Origin of the sequence: Rheinheimera tangshanensis (assembly GCF_014645135.1) — a bacterium.
Classification (GTDB): domain Bacteria; phylum Pseudomonadota; class Gammaproteobacteria; order Enterobacterales; family Alteromonadaceae; genus Pararheinheimera; species Pararheinheimera tangshanensis.
Genome location: NZ_BMLH01000002.1, coordinates 438007 through 459918, shown reverse-complemented (window position 1 = coordinate 459918; position 21912 = coordinate 438007). Strand labels below are relative to the sequence as shown.

The window sequence follows — 21912 nt, the reverse complement described above, 5'->3', positions numbered from 1 at the left end:
GTGATCTGGCAAAGGACTGAGCATGAACGAAAAAACCTTACCGCTAAGCCAAGACTGGCTGAGTGAACTTAAACAGCATGCCGGCGAACACAAACTGGCTGCTGTAGGGTTAGCTTTAGGTTTATTGGCGGTACTGGTCCTGCTTGGACAAAGTATTGTGCATTTATCCAACGCCCCTTCTTCTGAAAACTTACAACTGGCGCTAATAGGCGGCACCGCAGGTTTTGTCGCGACCACTTTAGGCGCTTTGCCAGCTTTGTTATTTCGTAGTTTGCCGCAGGCGATGGAAGACAGCTTATTGGGCATAGCTGCTGGCATGATGCTGGCGGCCAGCGCGTTTTCTTTGTTATTGCCAGGTATTGAAGCAGGCACAGAACTCTTTCAAAGCGATAGCTTGGGCGCTTTGGTGGTGGTGTTTGGTATGGCGTTGGGCGTATTGCTGATGCTGGGTTTAGATGCCTTTACCCCACATGAACACGACAAAACCGGCCCTTGTGGCCCAGGTTTCCAAGCTTGTGATCGCATTTGGTTATTTGTGTTTGCTATCGCTTTGCATAACTTACCTGAAGGTATGGCGGTGGGTGTTAGTTTTGCCAATGGCGATATGTCGGTCGGTTTACCACTGGCCACAGCCATAGCACTGCAGGATATGCCTGAAGGTTTAGCTGTGGCTTTATCCTTACGGGCTGCAGGTTTTAAACCGGGTTTTGCCGTTTTTGTTGCTGCAGCCAGCGGTATTTTAGAGCCGTTAGGTGCTTTAATGGGTGTTGGTTTATCCAGCGGTTTTGCCGCCGCTTATCCTATGGGTTTAGGTTTGGCAGCGGGCGCTATGATTTTTGTCGTGTCGCATGAAGTCATACCCGAAACCCATCGCAACGGCCATCAGACAGCAGCGACTTTGGGTTTAATGGTGGGCTTTGCGGTGATGATGGTGCTAGACACAACTTTAGGCTAACAGCGAAAGACTAAGCGCTTTCGTGCTGGCATAAGCTGACCAGCTTAGCGCTCAGGCAAGCCTGCAGAACCGCAGGCTTGAGCCCTATCTCCAGCCCTCTTTTACCAGCACTGACATAGATAGTTTCAAAAGCCGCAGCCGACTCGTCAATAAAAGTCCGCAGCAGCTTTTTTTGTCCAAGTGGACTGACACCACCCAGCACATAACCACTACTACGCTCCACATCAGCAGCTGCTGCCATAGCAGCCTTTTTGGCACCAGCAGCTTTGGCCAGCTGTTTCATATTCAGCAGCTGATGCACAGGCACTATGGCGGTGACCAGCTCTTTACCGTCCAAAGCCACCACTAAGGTTTTAAACACCTCAACCGGAGCTAAACCCAGCTTGGTCGCAGCTTCCAGACCATAAGATTCAGCCGCAGGGTCGTGTTGATACTCCAATACCTGATGCGGCACTTTAAGTTTTTTCAGCAGCAAAACAGCGGGAGTCATCACAGCATCCTTCACTTGTAACAGGGCTGCTATTGTGGAAACAAAGGTGCTGAAAAATCAACACCTTTGCTTTGCTCGATCACTAATGAATCAGCTCAGAAAAATAAGCTGCTGCGCTCGACAGCAACACGGCCATCGGAAAACAACCAGCGGCCTTTTGCCATCACCGCCTTTAACTCTAAAGTATGTTTATCAATCAGTAACAAGTCGGCATCAGCACCCAGCTGCAACTGGCCTTTGTGTGGCAGCTTTAAAATACGGGCCGGGTTTGAAGTCACCACCCGCAGCGCATCCTGCACTGGCACCCCTAAACGAATCGCATCTGTCATCTCTTCATACAAACTGGCGATACGACCTTCACCTAAACCAACAAAATTATTCTGCGCGTCAAACATCGGCAACGAGGCATTGGCATCGGATGAAAAAGTCAGATGCTGTAAATTCACACCAGCTTTGACCGCCTGCAACAAGGCATCGGCACATTTGATTTCGCCCTGAGCTAAATCCTGCGCCGTGGTGCTGGTGGTTAAGTCGATATAACCACCCTGAGCCACAAAATCAAAGCCCATCTGCAACAAGGCCTGATTGCGGTTGATATGAGTCGGATAAAACTGAGTCAGTGGAATATCAGTGCTGGCTGCCACTTGCAACAATTGTGTGATGCCCTCAGGCGAAGGCCCCACATGCACACTGACAATACCGGCTTTGCCTGCAAGCATTCCGCCAACACGGGCCTGCGAGGCCAAACGCGCCAGCTCCTGCACTGTCGGCTGCGACGAGCGGTGATCGGCTATAGCCACCTCACCCACACCAATAAACTTGTCAATCAGCACCAAATCCTGCAGCAAATCGTCCATCAGAGTATAAGCTGGCACCTGATAAGAGCCGGTATGGCAATAACAAGTTAAACCTTCTTCATCCAGCGCATGCGCCTTGGCCAACAGATTGGTTAAAGTGCGGGTGACAGCATCCGTGCCAAGTACACCCACTAAAGTGGTAACCCCTGCTTCAATCGCATCTGTAACTTTTAACTCAGAAGTGCGGCTACGAAAGCCACCTTCGCCACCCCCACCAATAATATGAGCCAGCGAATCGACTAAACCCGGCACCACATAACAGTCACTGGCATCGACGGTTTGTACTATATCGCCAGAAAGCTCTGCCTGCGCCCCTAAAGCCGCAATTTGACGTCCTGCCACCAGCAGGTTGGTTTGGCCCAAAGGTTCAGGCGAATAACAGATCCCATTGATAATTCTGGTGATCATAAAAAATCCTTGTTGCTCCGGCTGACAGCAGCCCTGATTGAGAAAATTGAATACCCTGACTTCAGTACCCTATGGCCACAGCTACACACATAGTCAGCATGCTCATGCCGGTCAGTAATAACCACAGCGGCCACATAGCACGCAGCCACTGGCTAAACTCAACCCCGGCTATGGCCAGCGTGCCCATCAAAGCCGCTGAAGTGGGATAAAACAGATGCGCTAAACCATCCCCCAATTGAAAAGCCAACACTGCAGTTTGACGGCTGATGCCAACCAGATCCGACAAAGGCGCCATCAAAGGCATAGTTAAAGCGGCCTGACCTGAGCCTGAAGTGACAAAAAAATTAAAACCACTCTGAAACACCAGCATAGCCTGAGCAGCAAATAGCTCTGAATGGCCATTAATACTACTGGCGGCAGAATGCAGCATGGTATTTAAAATAGTCGGCTGCTCAGGGTTAGTGCCGCCCAGCAGCAAAATAATGCCTTGGGCTATGCCCACCACTAAAGCCGCAGGCAACAGCTGAGCCGCACCGGTTTTAAAGGCATCGACATAGTCATTTAAGCTGGCGTTATTTAGTTTCAGTACTGTGCCCAAAGTCATACTGACAATGGCCATGACAAAAAACTGTGTGGCAATTTCTCTAAGGAAATAACCTTGAGTGACCACACCCCAGACCACCCAGACCATGCCTGCTATTAAAGTCAGCACCACCAACGAATGGCCCCAGTGAAACTGATGGGTGATCTGAAAATCGGTTTGCTGATCGGCTTTGCGTCTAAGCCGTTCAGCCCGCCAGATAAACCAGGCTATATAAATCAGCGTAAACACCAGCCACATGGCGATACGAAAACCCGAGCCGGACAAAGGCGGCAAGCCAGCAATACTCTGGGCTATAGCCACAGAAAAAGGGTTCATCCAGGAGGTGGCAAAACCTATCTGAGTGGCACCATAAGTAAGTAACACAGCAGTAATAGCGTCGTAACCCAGCATTCGCACCAGCGGCACCAGCAAAATAGCAAAGGCCATCGCCTCTTCACCCATACCAAAAATAGCACCGCCCAAGGAGAAAAACAGCGCCATCACAGGCAATAACAAACGGGCTTTATGCTGCATTTTGCTGATCAGAAGCTTCAGCAATTCATCCACAGCTCCGGTGCGTAACAGCACACCAAAACTGCCGCCGACCAGCAGAATAAAAATAATCACACCTATGGCTGAGCCATTTCTGGAACCCGAGGTCATGCCATCAAAAAAGGCCGTCAACACACCGGTTTTTTCACCATCAGCAAATAAAGCCACAGCCTGAGGCTCGCCGTTATGTGCCATACGGTAACTATCGGCCAGCAACAACTGTCGTCCTGTGTTGGCATCCAGAGCTGTATCAAACTGACCTTGCGGCACAAGCAAGGTCAGCAAGGCTGAACAAAGCAAGACCGCAAATACAATGAGTAAGGTATCTGGCATACGCCAGCCAGTGGCTTTAATGCCAGATGGCAACTCACTCATAAGTCACCTGCAGACTCATAGGCCACCTGTAGACTCATAGGCAAGTTCAGGTAACGCCAACGGCCATCTTCGCGCTGACACGCCTGCACCTGGCCAGGCAAGGCCTGCCAGACCCGACCATCCATAGCAGAATAAGTCTCAGGTGCTACTTTGCTGTTAGCCAACAGATCAGGCGCTGTGCATTGCAGCTTAGCCTGCTGAATACCCTGCTGGAAAAAGGCGGTATCCCCTGCGAGTAAACGGCTAAACTTCATGCCTGATGCAACCCAGCCTGTGGTTTTATCGCCTTGCTTGACAGCCTTGGCTTTCGCTGCGCTGGCATCTGCTATCCAGACCCCACCCCGGCCTTCGACCTGTAACTGCGCTGTGTCCGGGTCGATAAAATTCGCCCGCAGCACTGTGGCTTCATCCATACCAAAACCAAAGTCTGTATTGGTATCTATCAATAAACGTAATAATCGGCCTTCGCGGTTGCGCTCACGAAAGTGCGTGTCTGTCACACCTAAAGTAAAAGACTGCAGGCCACCTGCCGCTCTGTAAGTTAACCAGCTACCATCCAAATCTGAGCTGCAGCTTTGATGGTAGTGGCACAAAGGTGCATTAGGTTCGGTAGCATAAGCACCATACTGCAGCGCTTTGATGGTTTGGCCACCGCTGATCATCAGGATCTTTTTCTTGGCATAACCTGCCTGCACTGCAGTACCAGCGCTGGAACCTGCCAGTGGCACTCCGGCATCAATACGCTGATGCAATAGCTTGGCTAGTTCAGTAAATTCGCCTGGTTTTTTCTGCAGGCTGCGCATGGTCAGCGACTGATCGCCACCATTAATAAAAATGGCGTCAGCCTCCAACAGCATCTGCTGCATCAATTGTGGATTGCGGCACATCTTCTGCTGATAAGCCGCCAGCTCAGGGTAACGCTCGGATCTTTTATACTGACCATTCCAGCGAAATCTGTCCTGGTCCAAAGTGTCACAGTTACCCACCTGCACCAAAGCAGGTTCTATCGGCAACCAGACCGCATCAGCACCAGCTGCATTAAAGAGTTGCAGGTAATAATCCACCCAATCCATAGGGCTATTGGAAGAAGCGCTGATCAGCACTAACTTAGGTTTTTGTGCTGTTACTTTAGCAACAGCTGCAGCACCAGAGGTTTTGGCCCGCACTAGTGCACGATTTTTGGCTGACTGAATAAAATGCTGAAACATTTGCTGCACATACAGTTCTGTGCCATCAAAATAAACTTTCACCTGAGCCGTGCTGCCGTCTTTGAGTACAGGCCGCTGTTCAAATACATCATCCAGTAAATTCTGTTCGTCGTCAGATAACTCAAAAGACTCAAATTCGCTATACCAGCTGTCTTCCGGCCAGTCTTTGTTTTGCATCTGCTCTAATTTAGTCAGCAGCAGAGGTTTGACTTGCTGCGCTCTGGCCGCTTTCTCCGGCCAATGTGGCAAAGCTGTTAATTCAGCGATGCGTTTAGCATCAGGCTTGAATGTTTTCTGAGTTACGCCCTGATGTTGCTGAAAATAAGCCGCAGCTTCAGCTTGTTTATCCGGCGCACAACGTTTGAGTTCCACACTGGAACAAATAGGTTCACCGCCGCCAAAGAGCCAAAGTTCTTTGCCTGAGGTGATCTCTGCGGCCTGAACAGATGCGCTAAGGCAAAAAGCCAGAGGCAGCAAAGTGAGAGATTTTTTAGATGGATTTAGCATCAGATTTAATTCCGTTGCGCCAGTTGCTTCAAGCCTGGCTGTTAAAAAAGCAACACTTCATACCCAATCCCCAAAGTAATTGGAGTTGCAGCGCGGCGACAAACCTTCGAGACCCCGGGAACATAGATCACTATGTGACCGGGGCGAGAAGGCGCAGTCAACAAAGCTGCGGCTTCAAGTACGAAGGAGATTTAGAACGAGTAACGCGCGGTTAATCTTACTGAACGCGGGCTCTGGTAGTTTTGATCGTTCAGGAAGTTCGGGTTTTGGCCTTCATCTTCCAGCGACAAATCGCCTTTCTCATCATATTCAGTCACACGCTGGCTGTTCAGCACGTTAAATACATTGGCTTGCAGCAGTAATCCTTTCATCCATTGTGGACGGTAGGAGAAGCCTAAATCCACAGTGTAAGTCCATGGCGTGCGACCAAACTGGCCACGTTGCGTCAGCTCCTGCTCACCATCCACATTGCGGCAATACAAGCTGGAGGCTGCATAACGTTCAAACACTTCATACTCATCTTCATCGACGTCAAAGGGCGCATAACCAAAACAGCTAACAGGACGACCGGATTGCACCAGCAAGTTAGCCGATACTTCCATTTCTTCGTTCAGCTCGTAACCACCAAACAACTTAAAGGTATGGCGTCTGTCATTGGATAAATAACCGTCTGTACCATCAACAAAGACTTTATGGTCAAAGTCGTTGGTTAAACCAGGCGACTCAGATTCCAGCCAGCTGTTGACTAAACCTTCGCTGTTACCCTGACTTTTAGCCCAGACGTAGCTGCCCTGCATATACCAGCCGTTGTCGCTGGCACGTTCAAAGTTAAACTCCAGCGCTTTGTAAGTGCGTTTGTAGTCGGCCAGTTGCAGGTAAGAGTTTGGCACTGTCACCCGTTGCAACACACCATCCCCTGCCACGTCCATATCCATTTCCAGATCTTCACCCGGGTTCAGGATGATGCAAGTAGCTAAGGTATCCGCATCAAAATCCTCAAAACCCTGATCTTCAGCAAAGTCGATAAAGGCCTGACGACCACAGTAGTCATCGACACCGTTTTTCACTTCACGGTAAATAAAGCTGACACCACCAGTCCATAAGTCGGACAACTCACGCTGATAACCCAAAATGAGTTCGTCCTGCAGCATTGGCTCTAAGTTCGCCGATGCCACAGTAGCCGGATCCGGTGAGCTGTTGCGACCGCTGGTTAAGGTATCGCCCAGCTTTTCGCCTAACTGCAGCGGTGCCTGAGTGGTTGGGTCGACCACACCGTCATACAGATAATATTCAGTGGTGACATACTGCCAGTTGGATGCACGGATATTAGTGTTGGCGGCAATAGGAATATAATAACGACCCGCATTGGCATAGAGTTTAGAGCTGGCATCACCGTCCACATCCCAAACAAAACCTAAACGTGGCGCTATCATGTCGCTGGCATCGACAAAAGACACACCATCGGCATTGAGGTTGTCAAAAGACTCGCTGCGAAGGCCAGCGTATAACATCAGATTGTCTGTGACATAAAAGCTGTCTTCTAAATAAACAGCCGAGTTTTTCACTTCATAGCGGCCTGACGGCGAAGTACGGGTACGTTTGCGCACAACATGGGCGTTGGCCGGAATATCGACCCCGTTCCAGCTGTCTTCAAAATCAACCGGGGTATAACGGCGGTAGAATACGCCACCTGAATATTCAGCACCGGCAATACGGGAGGTGAAGGTTTCGTCGTCGTAGCCAAAACGTAAGGTATGTTCACCAATACGCCATTCAGCATCTAAACGCAGCGCTTTACGCTCGTCGTTGTCAGGGCCAAACTCCAGCGAACGCACGTCGATATTGTTCCAGCAGCCCACATCTATCACATCGTCTGTATCCTGGTCGTAAATATCCACTAAAGGACAATCATCGCCCGCCAGCGGATCTGGCGTAATGTAATCTGAGTCGTTAGTTAAACGCCCTACCAGCACGCCTACTGTAAAGTCTTCGGTTAGATGGCCGGTGTATTTGCCAATCAGAATTTCACCGCCGTTGCGTTCGGTGTAACGCACCCGCTCATTGCCATGGCGGCCGGTAAAATACTCCTCATCCAGGTTCAGGTATTCGACATAGTCGGTTTCTTCGACATTACGAATGCCTGTCACTTCCAGAATATGGTTGTCGGTAATGTACCAGTCGAACTTAGCCAGACCATTAGGCGAGGTGTTTTCGCCAGCCGTACTGCGGTCACTTTCATACGAATCAAAGCTGTCTTTTTTGCCTTCGAGTAAGCCGTAAAAAAACAGCTTGTCCTGCACAATAGCACCACCACCGGACAAGCTGTAAGACAACTCATCTTGCTCATCAGCAGAACGGTAAGCCGAGTAATAACTGCGCTCGCCTGCTTCACCGCTGCGGCTGACCACATCACGACCTGAGGCTGCTAAATCAGCAGGAGACCAGACAGTTGAGCCATTAAATTTCCACTCATTGGTACCACGTTTGGTGACTATATTGACCACACCACCTAAGGCGCGGCCATATTCAGCACCAAAACCACCGGTTTTTACTTCCTGCTCGCCAATGGCGTCAAAAGGCACACGGCCATAAGATAAAAAAGTACGGGCGTTGGTCACATCAAAACCATTGATGTAGTAGCCGTTTTCCGCCACAGAAGAGCCACCAAAAGACGCCAACTTGCCAAAACCACTGTCACCCCGCACTGTGCCTGGCGCGAGTAAAGCTACATCGCTGATATCACGGCCTACAGGCAAACGTTCCATCTGAGCGGCGGTAAATACAGTACTCGACTCAACAGACGAGGTATCAATAGGGCTAATGCTGGAACCCACCACAGCAATACGTTCAGTGGTTTCTTCACTGAAATTGACCGGCGTACCGGTGCCTATAGCGACATTGACTTCACGGGTCACGCCATTGGCGACCACCTGATAACGGCCACTGGGCAACTGGGAGAAATTAAAACGGCCACTGTTGTCTGAGGTCAGTTCGCGTTTTAAACCTGTTTGTAAGTTTTTCACCGAAATAGTCACACCCTTTTCGGTCTGACCAAAAATAGAACCTACGGATAAATCGGCATACGCCATATTCTGGCTAAGGGCTGCGGTAATCAGCGCAGCCAAAGCGGAACGGCGCAGGCATTTAAGCTTCTGTTGTGTCATGTTGTTAACTCCGGCTTGTTGCTACAGGTCCATGTCCGCCTGTGATTATTATTTTTATCGGGCTTACGTTGTAACAACCGGCCTCTGTGTGCCTTTGCTATTACTGCCCTGGTCTGGTTTTGATTTCTCTTTGATAATAGAGAGTAAAAGCCAAAGCTTATATATCCTGTTGGGGATAGAAGCAGGTGGTTTAAAGCAGCCAGACAGAACAAAGGCTACCTAAAAAGCAGTAGTTTATTTTTTAAACACTGCCACAGGGGTATTGATAGTCCCCCAAAGTAATTGCAGTCACAGCGAGGCGACAAGCTCGCGAGACCCTAGGAGCATAGAAACACTATGTGACTGGGGCGAGCCTTATTCTGTAATAATCATGCAGTCAATAAAGTTGTGGCTTCAAGTACGAAGGGGTTGGTGGCTTTGCTGGTAGAGCTGGAGTGGATCGGTATTCTCTTCAGGGCGGGCAAAAGGAATACAGTTGATAAATAACGAAAACAGCTCAGCTTGTGAGCCAATTTCCAGCTTGCGGTAAATATTCTTGCGGTGAATTTTCACTGTGCCATCTGAAGTATTTAGCTTCTCCGCCGTTAAAGCCGACGAATAACCACGCAGCATATAAAGCAGCACATCACGTTCTCTTTTGGTCAGCAAAGAACTGGCAAAATGACTTAAGGTACATTCCACCTGTTGGTGAGTTTTATCATCCGGATTAGCCAGCGGCAACGCAGCGGCTAGTTGATAATGTTTGGCCAAAGCTTCAGATAAAATAGGTAATACCATATTTAGCGCGGTTAAATCGGCGGCGGTAAATTCGCTGCTATGGATATTACGCTGCATAAAAAATACCAGTGCCGAGTCTTCATCGATACGCCACAACACATCAACGGAATCGGCCACGCCGGTTTTGGAATAAAAGGTTTCGTAGTATTCGCTGGAATAAAAATCATCAGGCGCTACATCACGCAGCCAATAAGCGCCGGTAGGGCAACCTGCTAAAAACAGCCGGTACTGAGGGTCAAGCGCATAAGGCCCGGTGGAATAAATATCAGCCGAGACTTTACGATCCACAGGGTTAAAACGGTGCAGTAAACTCAACGGCTTACGCTGAGTGTAAAACACCAACACACCACAAGAATCGGTAGGACAAACAGCATCCAGCACATCCATCACAGCTGTGCTGAAATCAGCGTTGCCTAAACAGCGCCAAAGATTAGAAAATGCAGTGATCACTTTGTCATCAAACATCAGCCCCAAAGCAGGCCGATACACTTTACCCTTTACTGGCTCCATACCCACCTCAAGCCGAACGTCCAACGCCAGCATGAACACTTTTATCTGATCTCACAGTGTTTTACTGTGATATCAACATCTTCCCGTGCCATTGAAAGTTACATATTTTTTGCACGCACACAAGATGACAAATAGGGAATTGTGTTGCCTTTGGGACAAAGCTACAGGATCTGCGGTAAAAGCAGTTCTTTATCCAGCATTGGTTAATTTTTGTGCCTTTAAACCCAAGCAATAGAATTAGGCCAAATGCTGGCTGGACAATAACCACAAAGCCCCATAAAATGCCCACCGTTGCGCACCCGTAGCTCAGCTGGATAGAGCGCTGCCCTCCGGAGGCAGAGGTCACAGGTTCGACTCCTGTCGGGTGCACCAAACATAAGAAAACCACCGTAAGGTGGTTTTTTTGTTTGTGTCATCCGCAGAGTCGGACCTTATTCGACAAAAACGCCGGGAGCGTTTTTGAACGTCTTCGCTTGCGAAGACGGCCCGATAGGGCGAGGCGCAGGAAGCGCCGAGTAATCCGGCGGGTGCACCAAACATAAGAAAACCACCGTAAGGTGGTTTTTGTGTTTTTGGCACCCTGTCCTATTTGAACGCGCCGTTCGACCACCAGTTTGCCGGGAGCAAACTGGAACAGCTCCGCTGGCCCGTAAGGGTGAGTATCAGGATGATACGAGTAGCATGCAGGATAGCCTTTTGGGACGGAGCACAGCGACGCCCAACAGGGCGAGACGCAGGAAGCGCCGAGTAATCCTGATGGGCACGCCATACGAATCAAACGCCTAAAGGCAACTCAAGTGTTTTTTTATTTCTGACAGAACGTTTTAAAGATCCAAAGCAGGGATGAGTTTGGGCATGATTAAAGACCTACGAGGGCCATACCAAATAACTCCAAACTAAAGCTCATCTTTGCACCACTTAAGCCATCCGCTCAATCAGCTGTTTTTTATTCTGCAGTTCAATTTGCATCGATTGAACTATACCTCTGAACTCTGATGAGATATCAGCATGCTTTGCTAATTCGCCCCAAAACTGCTCTGCCATGGCATAAGCTTGACGCCAGTGCTTACCCTGGGCTTCCGCGGTAACAGATAAGGTATGAGTAGAGGCCATAGCACCACTTCGTAAAGGTGCAAATGCCATCGGCAGCATATCGTATACAGGCGCCAATGAAAGTGACATGTCTTTTGACAAATAAAACGACAGGTTACCTGTGTGCATATCTGTGTTGGCAATCAAACGACCAAAACACCAAATCACGGTGATAGCCTCCGCATCTGCCGCACTGATGCGTTTATCCTGCAACAAATACTGCGCTATGACAGGCCATTCTGCTGGCTTCCCAACAAATTGCATGTCCACCATACGCAGAGAAACTAAACCTTTGCGGCCTAACACACCTATGCGATCAAACCGCTCACAACTTAAAAAAGTACGCTGTTCACGCCTGATGATTGTTGAGTTGGTAGCCGTGATCCCAGATCCCGCCAAGGTTTTTAAAGCAAGGTATTCCGCAAGCAACAAATCAGCCCAGCGCTGGCTATTCGCATTGACTACTGGCTCTGTGAACTTCACCAACCTATGCTTGCCATCGACATAAGCACAGAACTTAGGTTGCTCTCCACCGGCGGAAGAACCAACCACTTCTCCAGCCATCGCATCCGCTGCCAGTCTGTTAAAGTCATCTTCTGATAAAGCGACGGGTTCATGCTGTAGCCATTCCTGATAACTCAATTGGCCAATCAACAGGTTTCCCGGCGAATCGCCTTTTGCATGCACCAGTGCCTGAAAAATGTCCTGATCTTTCCAGTAATCAATATCATCAGTAACTACTATCCCCCTCTTAAACAGAGCCTTGGCCAGATTTCGGCCCAGAAAGCCCTGAGGGCGCAAGTCTTGTAACCACCAAGGTAAATCGTCGTAATAAACATAATCGACATCGCCAGATGTTTTCACAACATAGCCATTGGGCATCACTGCGACCATAGTGCCAAAATGTTCGGCATGGCCTGCTTCACTGACACGATAAAGTGCAGTGTCGGAATCATAGCCCCGGCGCAGATAATAACGGGTAGAGCGAGCGCGGCCTGTCGCAACTAGTTTTGTTTCAAGCAGTTTTAGTTGACGAGTCACAGTTGAGCGATCGCAATCACAAAAGCTTGCAAGCTCAGTTGAACTGGCGGGATTACGTCGCAAGAACTCAAAAATTGCATCAATAACTGAACTAGCCATGGCAGTATAATTCTCTTATTTTCAATTAACTATAAGAGCTTAGCATAATTATTGCATCAATTCTTGCACCAAAATTTGCATCAATTTTCGCTTACATTTCCAGCATGTCACTTGGGGCAATATATAACACTGAGAACTGATTAAGATTTCTAATCTCTCGTGTATTTGGCGGCTGGTTTAGTCACTGATTTCAATATGAGTAACCCGAGCGCGCCTTACTTTCAGGCTGCTTCTCATTCTTTCTTTTAGGTACTGCAACATGAGTGGTGATTTTTGAAACCGACGTCGGGTAGACGGTTAATTTTCAATGTGGCATAAATTTTTGATCGCCTGTAGATTTTGTAGCTTTTATCGGCATTAAATGGTGTTTCATCCTAGAATAAAACCATTCATAAACCCCACAAAAACAACCTAAGCCACTGTTATTATATAAATATTGAATATACAACTTCATTCCCATCTTGCCCCCCGGAGGCAGAGGTCTCAGGTTCAAGTCCTGATTGTTTGCGGTCCCCTAAGGTTCGAACTTCGTCAACCATCAGTTGACCAACACAACTGTGAACATTTGTTAAAGCAAGGATAAAGGGTACAAAGATTGCTTCAAATCAGCAGCATATTTAACAGGAGCTGATGATGAATATTTTAGGCGGAGTCCCCCCAAGGAATCAGATAGAGAAACTGTCACATTACTTAACTCAGGGCACAGATTTAAAGACGACCGAGAGCAAGGCGAAAGATACTCCAAGCTCAGTAGTCACCTTATCGGATAAGGCGCTAAAAGCCTCAGCATCTGGGGCATCTGCAAAAGACATAAGAATTCCTGATGGTTTTGGTTCAACGTCACACAGAATACCACCACAACCCTCAAGCGCTTTGGAGGAGATGGTGTATGGGCGCGGAGGACAAACAATTGACTTCACGACCTTGCCACCGCGTTGGCCTGCGGACAATAAGGTGTTGGATTATCAAACCTGGCTTAGCTACGAAAAAGAAATAGATAAACAAACCAATGATCGCATTGAAATTTATGAGCGCGCTATCGAAGCGGGTTTGTCAAAAGAAGAAATCATTGAGCAAATAAAAAGTTACAACAACAAATTGCATCCGAGATATTTTCATAACTCCTCAGTCGCTGAACGACCCGGTGATATTGAAAGGGAATTATACAAAACACCACCTAAAGGCAGTTTCACACCAGACATTATGGTTCAACGTCAGGCTGACTACGAGACCATGGTCTATTCCATGACGAGCCTTGTCAAAGAGATGGAGAATTAAGCGGGATAAAACTGAGGGCCACTTTTAAAGCTGGCCCCTTACTATCAGCCAACAACTTAGCCTGGATACTTCTCCGTCCGCAACGCCTCAGCCCTCACAGCCCGCTGCGCATCAGCCTCAACCTGCCAGCCGTGCAGATTGTCTTTAATCAGCTGACACAACGCGTCGATATGCGCGGGTTCTGCATTCAGTGCTGTGATGTACTCGTAGCGCTCACCACCGGCGTGCAAGAAATACTCTTTATTTTCTTCGCCAATTTCTTCAATGGTTTCCAGGCAATCGGCAGCAAAACCAGGGCAAAATACCTGAACACTTTTTACGCCCTGAGCTGGCAGCGCCTTTAAGGTTTCGTCTGTGTAAGGTTTGAGCCATTCCTCGCGGCCAAAACGCGACTGGAAAGTGGTGAGGTACTGATCTTTACTCAGCCCCAACTCCTCTGCAATTAAACGCGAGGTTTTATAGCATTCACAGTGATACGGGTCGCCATTGAGTAAATACCGCTTTGGAATACCATGATAAGACAACATCAGTTTGTCGGCCTGGCCATGTTGTTGCCAGTGCTGGCGAATTTTTTCCGCTGCAGCACGAATAAAAGGTGCGTAGTCAGGGTAATGTGAGATAAAACGTAAATCAGGTAACCAGCGCCGACGCATAAAGTTAGCGGCCAGCTCATCGAAGGTCGAAGCTGAAGTAGAGCCCGAATACTGTGGATACAACGGCAACACCAATAACTTACGCACACCCTGCGCAAACATCTTATCCAGCACAGTATCAAAACTTGGGTTGCCATAACGCATGGCAAAATCAACTACTACATTCTGCACACCTTGCTGCTGCAACTGAGCAGCAATAGCATCACTTTGCGCTTGCGTATTAAACAGCAGCGGCGAGCCTTTTTCAGTAAAGACTGTGGCATAAGCTTTGGCTGAGCGCCGGGGACGGATTTGCAAAATCACGCAGTTTAAGATCAGCCACCATAATAAACGTGGCACTTCAACTACGCGAGGGTCTGATAAAAACTGCTTCAGGTAACGTTTCAGCGCCTTAGGTGTTGGCTCATCAGGCGTACCTAAGTTGGTCAGTAAAATACCAATCTTGTCGTTTTGCTTGTGGTCGTAGTTCGGGGTATTGATATAACGCATCGCAAATCCATGACTCTTCCGGCTAAGTGGCCTTAGTTTACGCCAATTCAACGGAAAAGGTTTACCAGAAAAATCAGCCGGATAGAGATTTTTTCAGGATCTGCTCGCAGCAATGCGCAAGAGCCTGAACCTCAGGCTCTTTCAGACGCTGTAGTCAGCTCAAACTGACTGGTCAGGCTAATTTGCTGCTGTTGTGCGGATGTCTCCAGTCCTTGCTGCAGTACGTCGGCTATCCGGGCTGAGTCTGCAATAGAATCAACGCAAACCCAACAATTCCGCTGTTTTTGTTTACCCAGATACAAAGCCGCGTCCGCCAATTGCACTAAATTGCCCCAGTCCAGCTTCTGCTGGCCTGGTTCAACGCAAGGATAAACAGACACCCCAATGGTGCAACTAACATCAAGCTGCTGCTGTGCTGCAACCACAAAAGGCTGCTGACAAATCACTTGTCGGATCCGTTCAGCCATCTGATGTGGATCTGAAGCTTGCTCGGTTCGGGCTACTAACAAAAACTCCTCACCTCCCCAGCGGATCAATAAATCAGTGTCACGGATCACTGTAGTGATACGTCTGGAGAATTCAATCAGCACTTCATCACCTGACTGATGGCCATAGAGATCGTTGATTTTCTTGAAAAAATCAATATCAAATAGAAAAAATGCCAAGGTCGTTGGCCGTCCTTGCTGCTGGCAGCGCCGGACAAAACTTAGCTCCCGTTCAATATTCTGTTCAAAGTAACGCCTGTTATGTAAGCCGGTTAAACCATCACGTACGCTGAGCAACTTATACTGCCGCGCCAGTTTACGTTTTTGCCCAAGCTGGATAGCCACAGCCAGGATCACCAGCACTAAAATCAGCATGGTCGCCATAGTGAGCAGCGTCTGACTCTGGCGTTTTTCCTGCTCGACTTTTTTCAGTGACAGCTCTGTTTCCAACAGTTCAGTTTTGAGATCAGATTCCAGTTCTAACCGACTTAACTCGGTATGCGACGCGGCCTGAGACGAACTTTGTTTCAGTTGTGACTCCAAAGTGCTGACAAATAAGCCATGCAGCTTTTCCAGCCCCAGCAACCGCCACTCCGGCTCTGACATAGCCGCCAGTCGTTTATAAATATCCAGCCGCACCTCCAAAGGTGCTTGCGCATCCAACTGCTGGCACAGCTTTAGCTCACCGCTGTGGCCTGTTTTCATCTGCACTAACTGCAGGTAACAGTCCAGATAATCTGAGTTAATTTCACTGCTGTTTGTTGCAGATGCGGACTTAGCAACAAAGTCTGCGGCCTTGTCTTTTTGGCCTAGTTCAGCCGCAGACAAGGCAGAAAACACCAACGCAGAACGCCATACCTCGGTATGCTCAGGTTTCACCTTACCAAACCAGTCGAGCGCCTGCTGATAATCAAATAAATGCAACGCATAAGCCACGCCGACATTATGCTGAGTTAAACCAATGATCTGGCTGGCATAGTCTAAATCCATCGCATCAGATTTTTGCTGAACTAACTGCTCCAGTCGCTCAATAGCCTCTTTCTGTAATTGCACTCCTTTTTCGATATACCTCTGATCGCCGTGCATCACATACAAAGCGGCGGTATTTAACATCACATCATTCAAAGCTTCAGGACTGGCCTGGTTAGCCAAAGACAAGGCCACCCCGTAACTGCGAAAGGCACTGGTAATATCCCCATGCTCAGATTGCTTCCAGGCCATACCCGACAACACCTGAGTCGCCAAATCTATGTTGGCGGCGGCTATTGCATCATCGTATAAAGCCATCAAATCACGCATATTGCTGTCGTAGTCCAGACCATTGACCGAGGTGCAGATGAATCGGTAATCCAGATCAAAAGCCTGAGGTGGGGTTTGGGCGCAAGCCTGACGTAATGGCTCATTGGCATAGGCAGAAAAATGCTGAAACCCAAGGCTGCTGCCTAACTGATAACGCCGCGCAGCATCGGAGGCTTGCGCCAGTTGCTGTTGCAACCAGGTAACACGCTCAGCGTAAGGCCTGTCGTAAAAATCATCCGGATACTTAGGTTGCTGTTTTAACTGAGCTTCAGTCACCTCAGTGCTCTCAGCAGCCGCGACAGAGTACAGCGCACAAGCCAGTAACGAACCAAGTAAAAGTATTGTTTTTACTGCAATTGTTACCATCAGATAGGTCTTTGGATGAAAGTTTCCAAGAGTGTAGCAGGAGCAGCACCTTTAGGTCGATAAAACAACAAAACAGTGTCATTTGATGCAGTTTTAAATGACATAGCGTAGTTAATTAAATACAACAATATCACCCGAAACAGCTTGAAAAACTGCTGCCTCAGGTCCAATACAATCTTCCTCTCTTAGCGACACACGTACTAATATTTTGTGATCCAATACTAATGTAAGTTCATCTGAAAAAACGAAGCTATCTGTAACAACAAGACCAATTATTGAGCCTAATCCTACTGACTGACCACTGTCACAAAGCAGACATGCAGGATTGTAGATCTTTAGTATTCCCGTATCAAAAGTGAGAAAAAGGGAATCCAGATATCGACTATCCCTTCCCCAAACATAGCCTTGTAGATTTTCACCTACCGCTTCAATTAATTTTGAACCTATTATCAGTTGCTTGAATTTCATTGACATGTACCCGCCATCTGACCAAAGCATTTCGCTTTATTTTAATGCATTACTCTTTGACTTCCTGAGCGACCAAGAGAGTCCGCAAGCAGGAAGTGGCCTCGCATGCTTTGATACACGTATTCAGATTTTAATTCATCAGCTTGACTGACAAAACTTCAGTCTTTATCCATATCCCGCCACACCAGTCTGTTACGGCCCTGGTTTTTTGCTTCGTACAACAGAATATCTGCGCCTTTGTATAGCTGCTCAAAACTGGCTTTGGCGGAAACTGCCAGGCCAACGCTGACTGTGACTTCTATACCCTGTATTTTTTCGGCTCGAAGTAGCGTCAGTACTCTTTCGGCAAATTGGATAGGGGATTCATGGTTTTGGTTCAGCGTGATAATGGCAAACTCTTCGCCGCCAATCCGGGCCAGAATGTCGTTTGCTCTGCTGTTACTGGCCAGCCATTGCCCTACCTGATGCAATACATTATCTCCAACGTCGTGGCCATGCTGGTCGTTGATTTGTTTAAAGTTGTCTATGTCAATCATAAAGAAGGAATAAGACATCTTGTGACGCAGCCCCTGTTTGATCAGAGTCGTAGCTCTGGAGACAAAAGCTCTGCGATTCAGCAAACCAGTCAGCTCGTCGGTTTGCGACAACACTTCCAGCTTTTCGGCGCGCTGCTCTAAATCGTTTCGCAGGTTCACCAGTTCCTGATACAAGCTGTCACGCTGTTGTGCTGTGCTGATCACCCAGTAAATCAATTTGCGCTCACCTTCAACAACACGGGCATTCACCAGCACTGGCACAGGCTCAGCGGCTTTGGTTTCAAGGGTTAACTGGATTTCTGCGCAGTAACCCTGATGCAGCAGCATAGGCATAACAAAACTTTCGATGACAATTTTGGACGCGGCATTAAATACCAAACCAATACGGGCGCCGCTTTGTGGCTCTTGCTGGCTGACCTGATAAAAATACTGATTAGCGAACAGGATTTCGCGATCTTCAAGGGTGGTCACCACTAAACCAGTGGGAAAATCGTCCAGAGCAAATTCAGCCGTCATACTGTGCTTTTACCTGGCGGTAAGGACTGCATAAAAAGTTGAATATGGCCAGCCACCTGCTGTGGATGCGTCATATGCAGGCAATGGCCTTTGGCCTCTACTACCTGCAATACACTTTTTGGAGTGTGTTTATGCATATAGTCGCCGATAAACAAAGACGCCAGAGCGTCAGTTTGGCTTTGCAGCAGCAACACAGGGTGGTTATTTAGTGGCAATAAAGAGCGGTAGTCCGAGAAAAAAGTAGCTTTGGCAAAGTTTTTTGCTGTGATGGGGTTGGTGCTGCAGAAGCTTTCGGCAAGCTCATTGCTTACAAAGTTTGTATCAGCGTTGCCCGCCACCAGCGGGGCCAGATACTGGGCCCAGCCAATATAGTTTTTATCCATTAAATCAATTAGTTCGGTTAAGTCTTCGCGATTAAAACCACCCAGATAATCCGGCGGATGATTTAAAAAACAAGGCGACGGGCACACCATCACCAGGCTATGAATGCGCTGTGGTATGTGCTGCGCTGCAATCAAACTGATGATACTGCTCACCGAATGGCCAACCAGCACCACATTCTGTAAATCCAGCCTGGTGCAGATATCGATAATGTCCTGGGCATACCCTTCCAGATCGGCATACTTTTGCCTGGAATAAGCCTCCAAATTGGACGCGCCGGAACCGACATAATCAAACAGCACTATTTTGTACTGGTTGATTAGTTCAGGTGTTAAAAAACGCCACATCAGCTGGTTACAACCAAAACCATGCGCCATCAGCATGACCTGCTGACCAGAGCCTATTATCTGGACATTGTTTCTGCGGATGACGTCGTCATTTGCAGGCATAAAAAACTCCATGTAGTGCATGCTTAAATGGCATTGAACTTAGCCACAACAATAGTACTACAAATACAGCCTTAGAATATGGCCAGACAAATTACTCCTTTAGTGTGATAAAAAAAAGATATAAAACAGTAATTTGTCCCGTGAGTAGCTGTTTTCGGCTGATCTTGTTTTTACGTGGCAGGGCCTTTTAATGCCTTGCGTCTTATTGCTGAATCTGGTGTTAACACTCTAACACCAGGTTATTTATGCGTTCTTGTAAGTTTGCTACCTACCCCAACAAAAAATAGCAGAATAACCACGAACGCAGTTATTTTGAAACTTAAGACGACCATCCTCTAATCATATTCAGGAATAAAGCTCTTCACTTGAAGCAGGCCCTTGGCAGTGCTAGGCTAGTGTTATCTATTAACACAGTGGTAATTATTCATGGCCAGAACAACGAGCATTACTATAGGTTCTCAACTGGATGATTTTGTAGGAAAACTGATCGAATCAGGGCGATATGGTTCAACCAGTGAAGTTGTTCGTTCGGCCTTGCGCTTGTTGGAACAGCAAGAAAATCAGACAACAGCACTCAGAAATGCTGTTGAAGCGGGTGAAAAGAGCGGAGAAAGTGATCTGAGCCTGCAAGACATAGCCGCTGAGCTAAAACGGAAACACAATGTATAAACTTTCTAAGCTAGCTGTGGAAGATTTCACTGCTATCTACGAATATACGTTGCTTAACTTTGGCGTTTGTCAGGCAGACATATACACCAGCCAGTTGGAAAACACCTTTCACCTTCTTTACAGCTCACCACTTATGGGCCATGACTGCCCGGAAATTGCTTCAGGGGTGCGTCGACATGATCACCAACGGCACGCCATTTTTTATCGAAAACGCGAAAACGATATTTTTGTGATCAGAATACTGCATCAACAGATGGAGCCCATGAAGCATTTCTTTGAGCTATAGCCGTCATTTTTACCCCAAAGCTATGCGCCAGACCGATTCAGTTCACCCACACTTTCTGTTAAACTCCACCGCGCCTTTTTTCAGCCACAGAAGAAGTGAAGATGACTCTTGCAACTCAGGTCCTGGCGGTCAATGACGACTTGCCTATTCGTACAGATTTACCAGTTCATTCAGGCAAAGTTCGTAGTGTGTACTGGCTGACTGCCGCTGACAGCGCGCGCTTGATCCGGGAAAAAAACTACCCTGTAGCAGCAGACACGCCGCTGGCTATTATGGTGATCAGCGACCGCATCAGTGCTTTTGACTGCATCTGGCATGGCGAAAATGGCTTAAACGGTGTGCCTGGCAAAGGCGCAGCGTTAAACGCAATATCCAATCACTGGTTTGCTTTGTTTAAACAACATGGCCTGGCCGACAGTCATATTCTGGATATTCCGCACCCGCTGGTGTGGATAGTGCAAAAAGCCCGTCCACTGAAAATTGAAGCCATAGCCCGTCAGTACATTACCGGCTCTATGTGGCGTGCCTACAGCAAAGGCGAACGTGAATTCTGTGGTATTACTCTGCCTGAAGGCCTGCAAAAAGATCAGAAACTACCTGAGATTTTAATTACTCCGTCCACCAAGGGTATTTTGACTGGCCTGGAAGGCGTACCGGAAGCGGACGATGTCAACATTTCCCGCGCCGATATTGAACGCCATAGCGCTGCTTTTGGTTTTGAACAACTCTCCGACATCAGCCTGTACGAAACCCTGTTAAAACAAGGTTTTGGCGTAATCAGCGACGCTTTAGCTGTGCTGGATCAGATGTTTGTTGATACCAAGTTTGAATTTGGTTATGTCAACGACGCCAATGGCAACAGCAAACTGATTTATATGGACGAAGTAGGCACACCTGACAGCTCACGGATTTGGGATGGCGCCAGCTGGCGTAATGGCAGCATTGTCGAGCAATCAAAAGAAGGCTTCCGCCAGTGGCTTTTGAGCAACTTCCCTGATCCGGATATTTTACTGAATAAAGACCGGATGCCAGAGCGTGCCGCACTGGCCCGCGACAATGCTTTGCCTACGGAAGTGATGATGGATATTTCCCGCACTTACCTTGGCATAGCGGAAAAAGTTACAGGCCGTAAAATTGAGTTAGCCGCTAATCCTAAAGCCGAAATAATTGAGGTGTTAGGCCGCGATTATGGTTTGATAGCGGAATAGTTGTAAGACCTTGACGCCATAGCCAAAGTAATTGGAGTTGCAGCGCGACGACAAGTAAGCGAATCCTCAGGAGCATAGGCCACTATGCGACTGAGGTGAGCAGTGTAGTCAACAAAGCTGCAGCTTCAAGTACGAAGGCTATGTTGCAATGCCAGTCTCATGACTGGCATTGTTGTATCTGAAGCAGCCAAAACAGTGTATTTAATGGAGA

Annotated in this window: 17 protein-coding genes and 1 tRNA gene; 6 read left to right on the top strand and 12 right to left on the bottom strand. The window is 47.9% G+C overall.

What is annotated here, in order from left to right:
• Positions 1-22: 22 nt before the first annotated feature.
• Positions 23-955 (top strand): ZIP family metal transporter, encoded by a 933-nt coding sequence (locus IEW88_RS06615; RefSeq protein WP_147903558.1) that lies wholly within the window; start codon positions 23-25, stop codon positions 953-955.
• Between the two features lie 10 nt (positions 956-965).
• On the opposite strand, the gene ybaK is transcribed toward IEW88_RS06615, so the two are convergent.
• The 6 genes from ybaK to IEW88_RS06585 all read right to left on the bottom strand — a co-directional run bounded on the left by ybaK (position 966) and on the right by IEW88_RS06585 (position 10386).
• Positions 966-1445, bottom strand: a complete 480-nt coding sequence (ybaK, locus tag IEW88_RS06610) for a Cys-tRNA(Pro) deacylase (RefSeq protein WP_147903557.1) — start codon at positions 1443-1445, stop codon at positions 966-968.
• Positions 1446-1540: 95 nt separating this feature from the next.
• Positions 1541-2710, bottom strand: coding sequence for a beta-aspartyl-peptidase (gene iadA, locus IEW88_RS06605; RefSeq protein WP_147903556.1), 1170 nt, complete (start codon positions 2708-2710; stop codon positions 1541-1543).
• Positions 2711-2771: 61 nt separating this feature from the next.
• Positions 2772-4220 (bottom strand): putative basic amino acid antiporter YfcC, encoded by a 1449-nt coding sequence (gene yfcC / locus IEW88_RS06600; protein WP_147903555.1) that lies wholly within the window; start codon positions 4218-4220, stop codon positions 2772-2774.
• The gene (locus tag IEW88_RS06595) at positions 4217-5935 is read right to left on the bottom strand and encodes a cyanophycinase (protein WP_147903554.1); all 1719 of its coding nucleotides are present in this window, start codon (positions 5933-5935) and stop codon (positions 4217-4219) included. The genes yfcC and IEW88_RS06595 overlap by 4 nt, the downstream gene beginning before the upstream one ends.
• 191 nt (positions 5936-6126) lie before the next feature.
• A complete protein-coding gene (locus IEW88_RS06590) occupies positions 6127-9099 on the bottom strand; it encodes a TonB-dependent receptor (RefSeq protein WP_147903553.1) in 2973 nt (990 codons plus the stop codon).
• A 393-nt stretch (positions 9100-9492) separates the two neighbouring features.
• Positions 9493-10386 (bottom strand): helix-turn-helix transcriptional regulator, encoded by an 894-nt coding sequence (locus IEW88_RS06585; protein WP_185148554.1) that lies wholly within the window; start codon positions 10384-10386, stop codon positions 9493-9495.
• Between the two features lie 295 nt (positions 10387-10681).
• Between IEW88_RS06585 and IEW88_RS06580 the strand changes: the two genes are divergently transcribed.
• Positions 10682-10758: transfer RNA gene (locus IEW88_RS06580), tRNA-Arg, on the top strand.
• Between the two features lie 546 nt (positions 10759-11304).
• Here the strand turns inward: IEW88_RS06580 and yjjJ are convergent.
• Entirely contained in the window at positions 11305-12618 is a 1314-nt protein-coding gene (gene yjjJ, locus IEW88_RS06575; protein ID WP_147903551.1) for a type II toxin-antitoxin system HipA family toxin YjjJ, read from the bottom strand.
• Between the two features lie 630 nt (positions 12619-13248).
• Here yjjJ and IEW88_RS06570 point away from each other — a divergent pair.
• A complete protein-coding gene (locus IEW88_RS06570; protein WP_147903550.1) occupies positions 13249-13896 on the top strand; it encodes a hypothetical protein in 648 nt (215 codons plus the stop codon).
• A 56-nt stretch (positions 13897-13952) separates the two neighbouring features.
• On the opposite strand, the gene hemH is transcribed toward IEW88_RS06570, so the two are convergent.
• From hemH to IEW88_RS06545, 5 genes are all read right to left on the bottom strand, one after another.
• The gene (hemH, locus tag IEW88_RS06565) at positions 13953-15038 is read right to left on the bottom strand and encodes a ferrochelatase (protein ID WP_147903549.1); all 1086 of its coding nucleotides are present in this window, start codon (positions 15036-15038) and stop codon (positions 13953-13955) included.
• A 131-nt stretch (positions 15039-15169) separates the two neighbouring features.
• Complete coding sequence (locus IEW88_RS06560) at positions 15170-17188, bottom strand: GGDEF domain-containing protein (RefSeq protein ID WP_147903548.1); 2019 nt, start codon at positions 17186-17188, stop codon at positions 15170-15172.
• Between the two features lie 111 nt (positions 17189-17299).
• On the bottom strand, positions 17300-17656 hold the full coding sequence (locus tag IEW88_RS06555; protein WP_147903547.1) for a hypothetical protein: 357 nt from the start codon (positions 17654-17656) through the stop codon (positions 17300-17302).
• 158 nt (positions 17657-17814) lie between these two features.
• On the bottom strand, positions 17815-18708 hold the full coding sequence (locus tag IEW88_RS06550) for a GGDEF domain-containing protein (RefSeq protein WP_147903546.1): 894 nt from the start codon (positions 18706-18708) through the stop codon (positions 17815-17817).
• Positions 18705-19538 carry an alpha/beta fold hydrolase gene (locus IEW88_RS06545; RefSeq protein WP_147903545.1) on the bottom strand — a complete coding sequence of 278 codons (834 nt, stop codon included), beginning with the start codon at positions 19536-19538 and terminating at the stop codon, positions 18705-18707. The genes IEW88_RS06550 and IEW88_RS06545 overlap by 4 nt, the downstream gene beginning before the upstream one ends.
• Before the next feature lie 426 nt (positions 19539-19964).
• On the opposite strand from IEW88_RS06545, the gene IEW88_RS06540 reads away from it, so the two are divergent.
• The 3 genes from IEW88_RS06540 to IEW88_RS06530 all read left to right on the top strand — a co-directional run bounded on the left by IEW88_RS06540 (position 19965) and on the right by IEW88_RS06530 (position 21701).
• Positions 19965-20207, top strand: a complete 243-nt coding sequence (locus IEW88_RS06540) for a type II toxin-antitoxin system ParD family antitoxin (protein ID WP_147903544.1) — start codon at positions 19965-19967, stop codon at positions 20205-20207.
• Complete coding sequence (locus IEW88_RS06535) at positions 20200-20493, top strand: type II toxin-antitoxin system RelE/ParE family toxin (RefSeq protein ID WP_147903543.1); 294 nt, start codon at positions 20200-20202, stop codon at positions 20491-20493. The genes IEW88_RS06540 and IEW88_RS06535 overlap by 8 nt, the downstream gene beginning before the upstream one ends.
• Before the next feature lie 101 nt (positions 20494-20594).
• Positions 20595-21701, top strand: a complete 1107-nt coding sequence (locus IEW88_RS06530) for a phosphoribosylaminoimidazolesuccinocarboxamide synthase (protein ID WP_147903542.1) — start codon at positions 20595-20597, stop codon at positions 21699-21701.
• Positions 21702-21912: the final 211 nt, after the last annotated feature.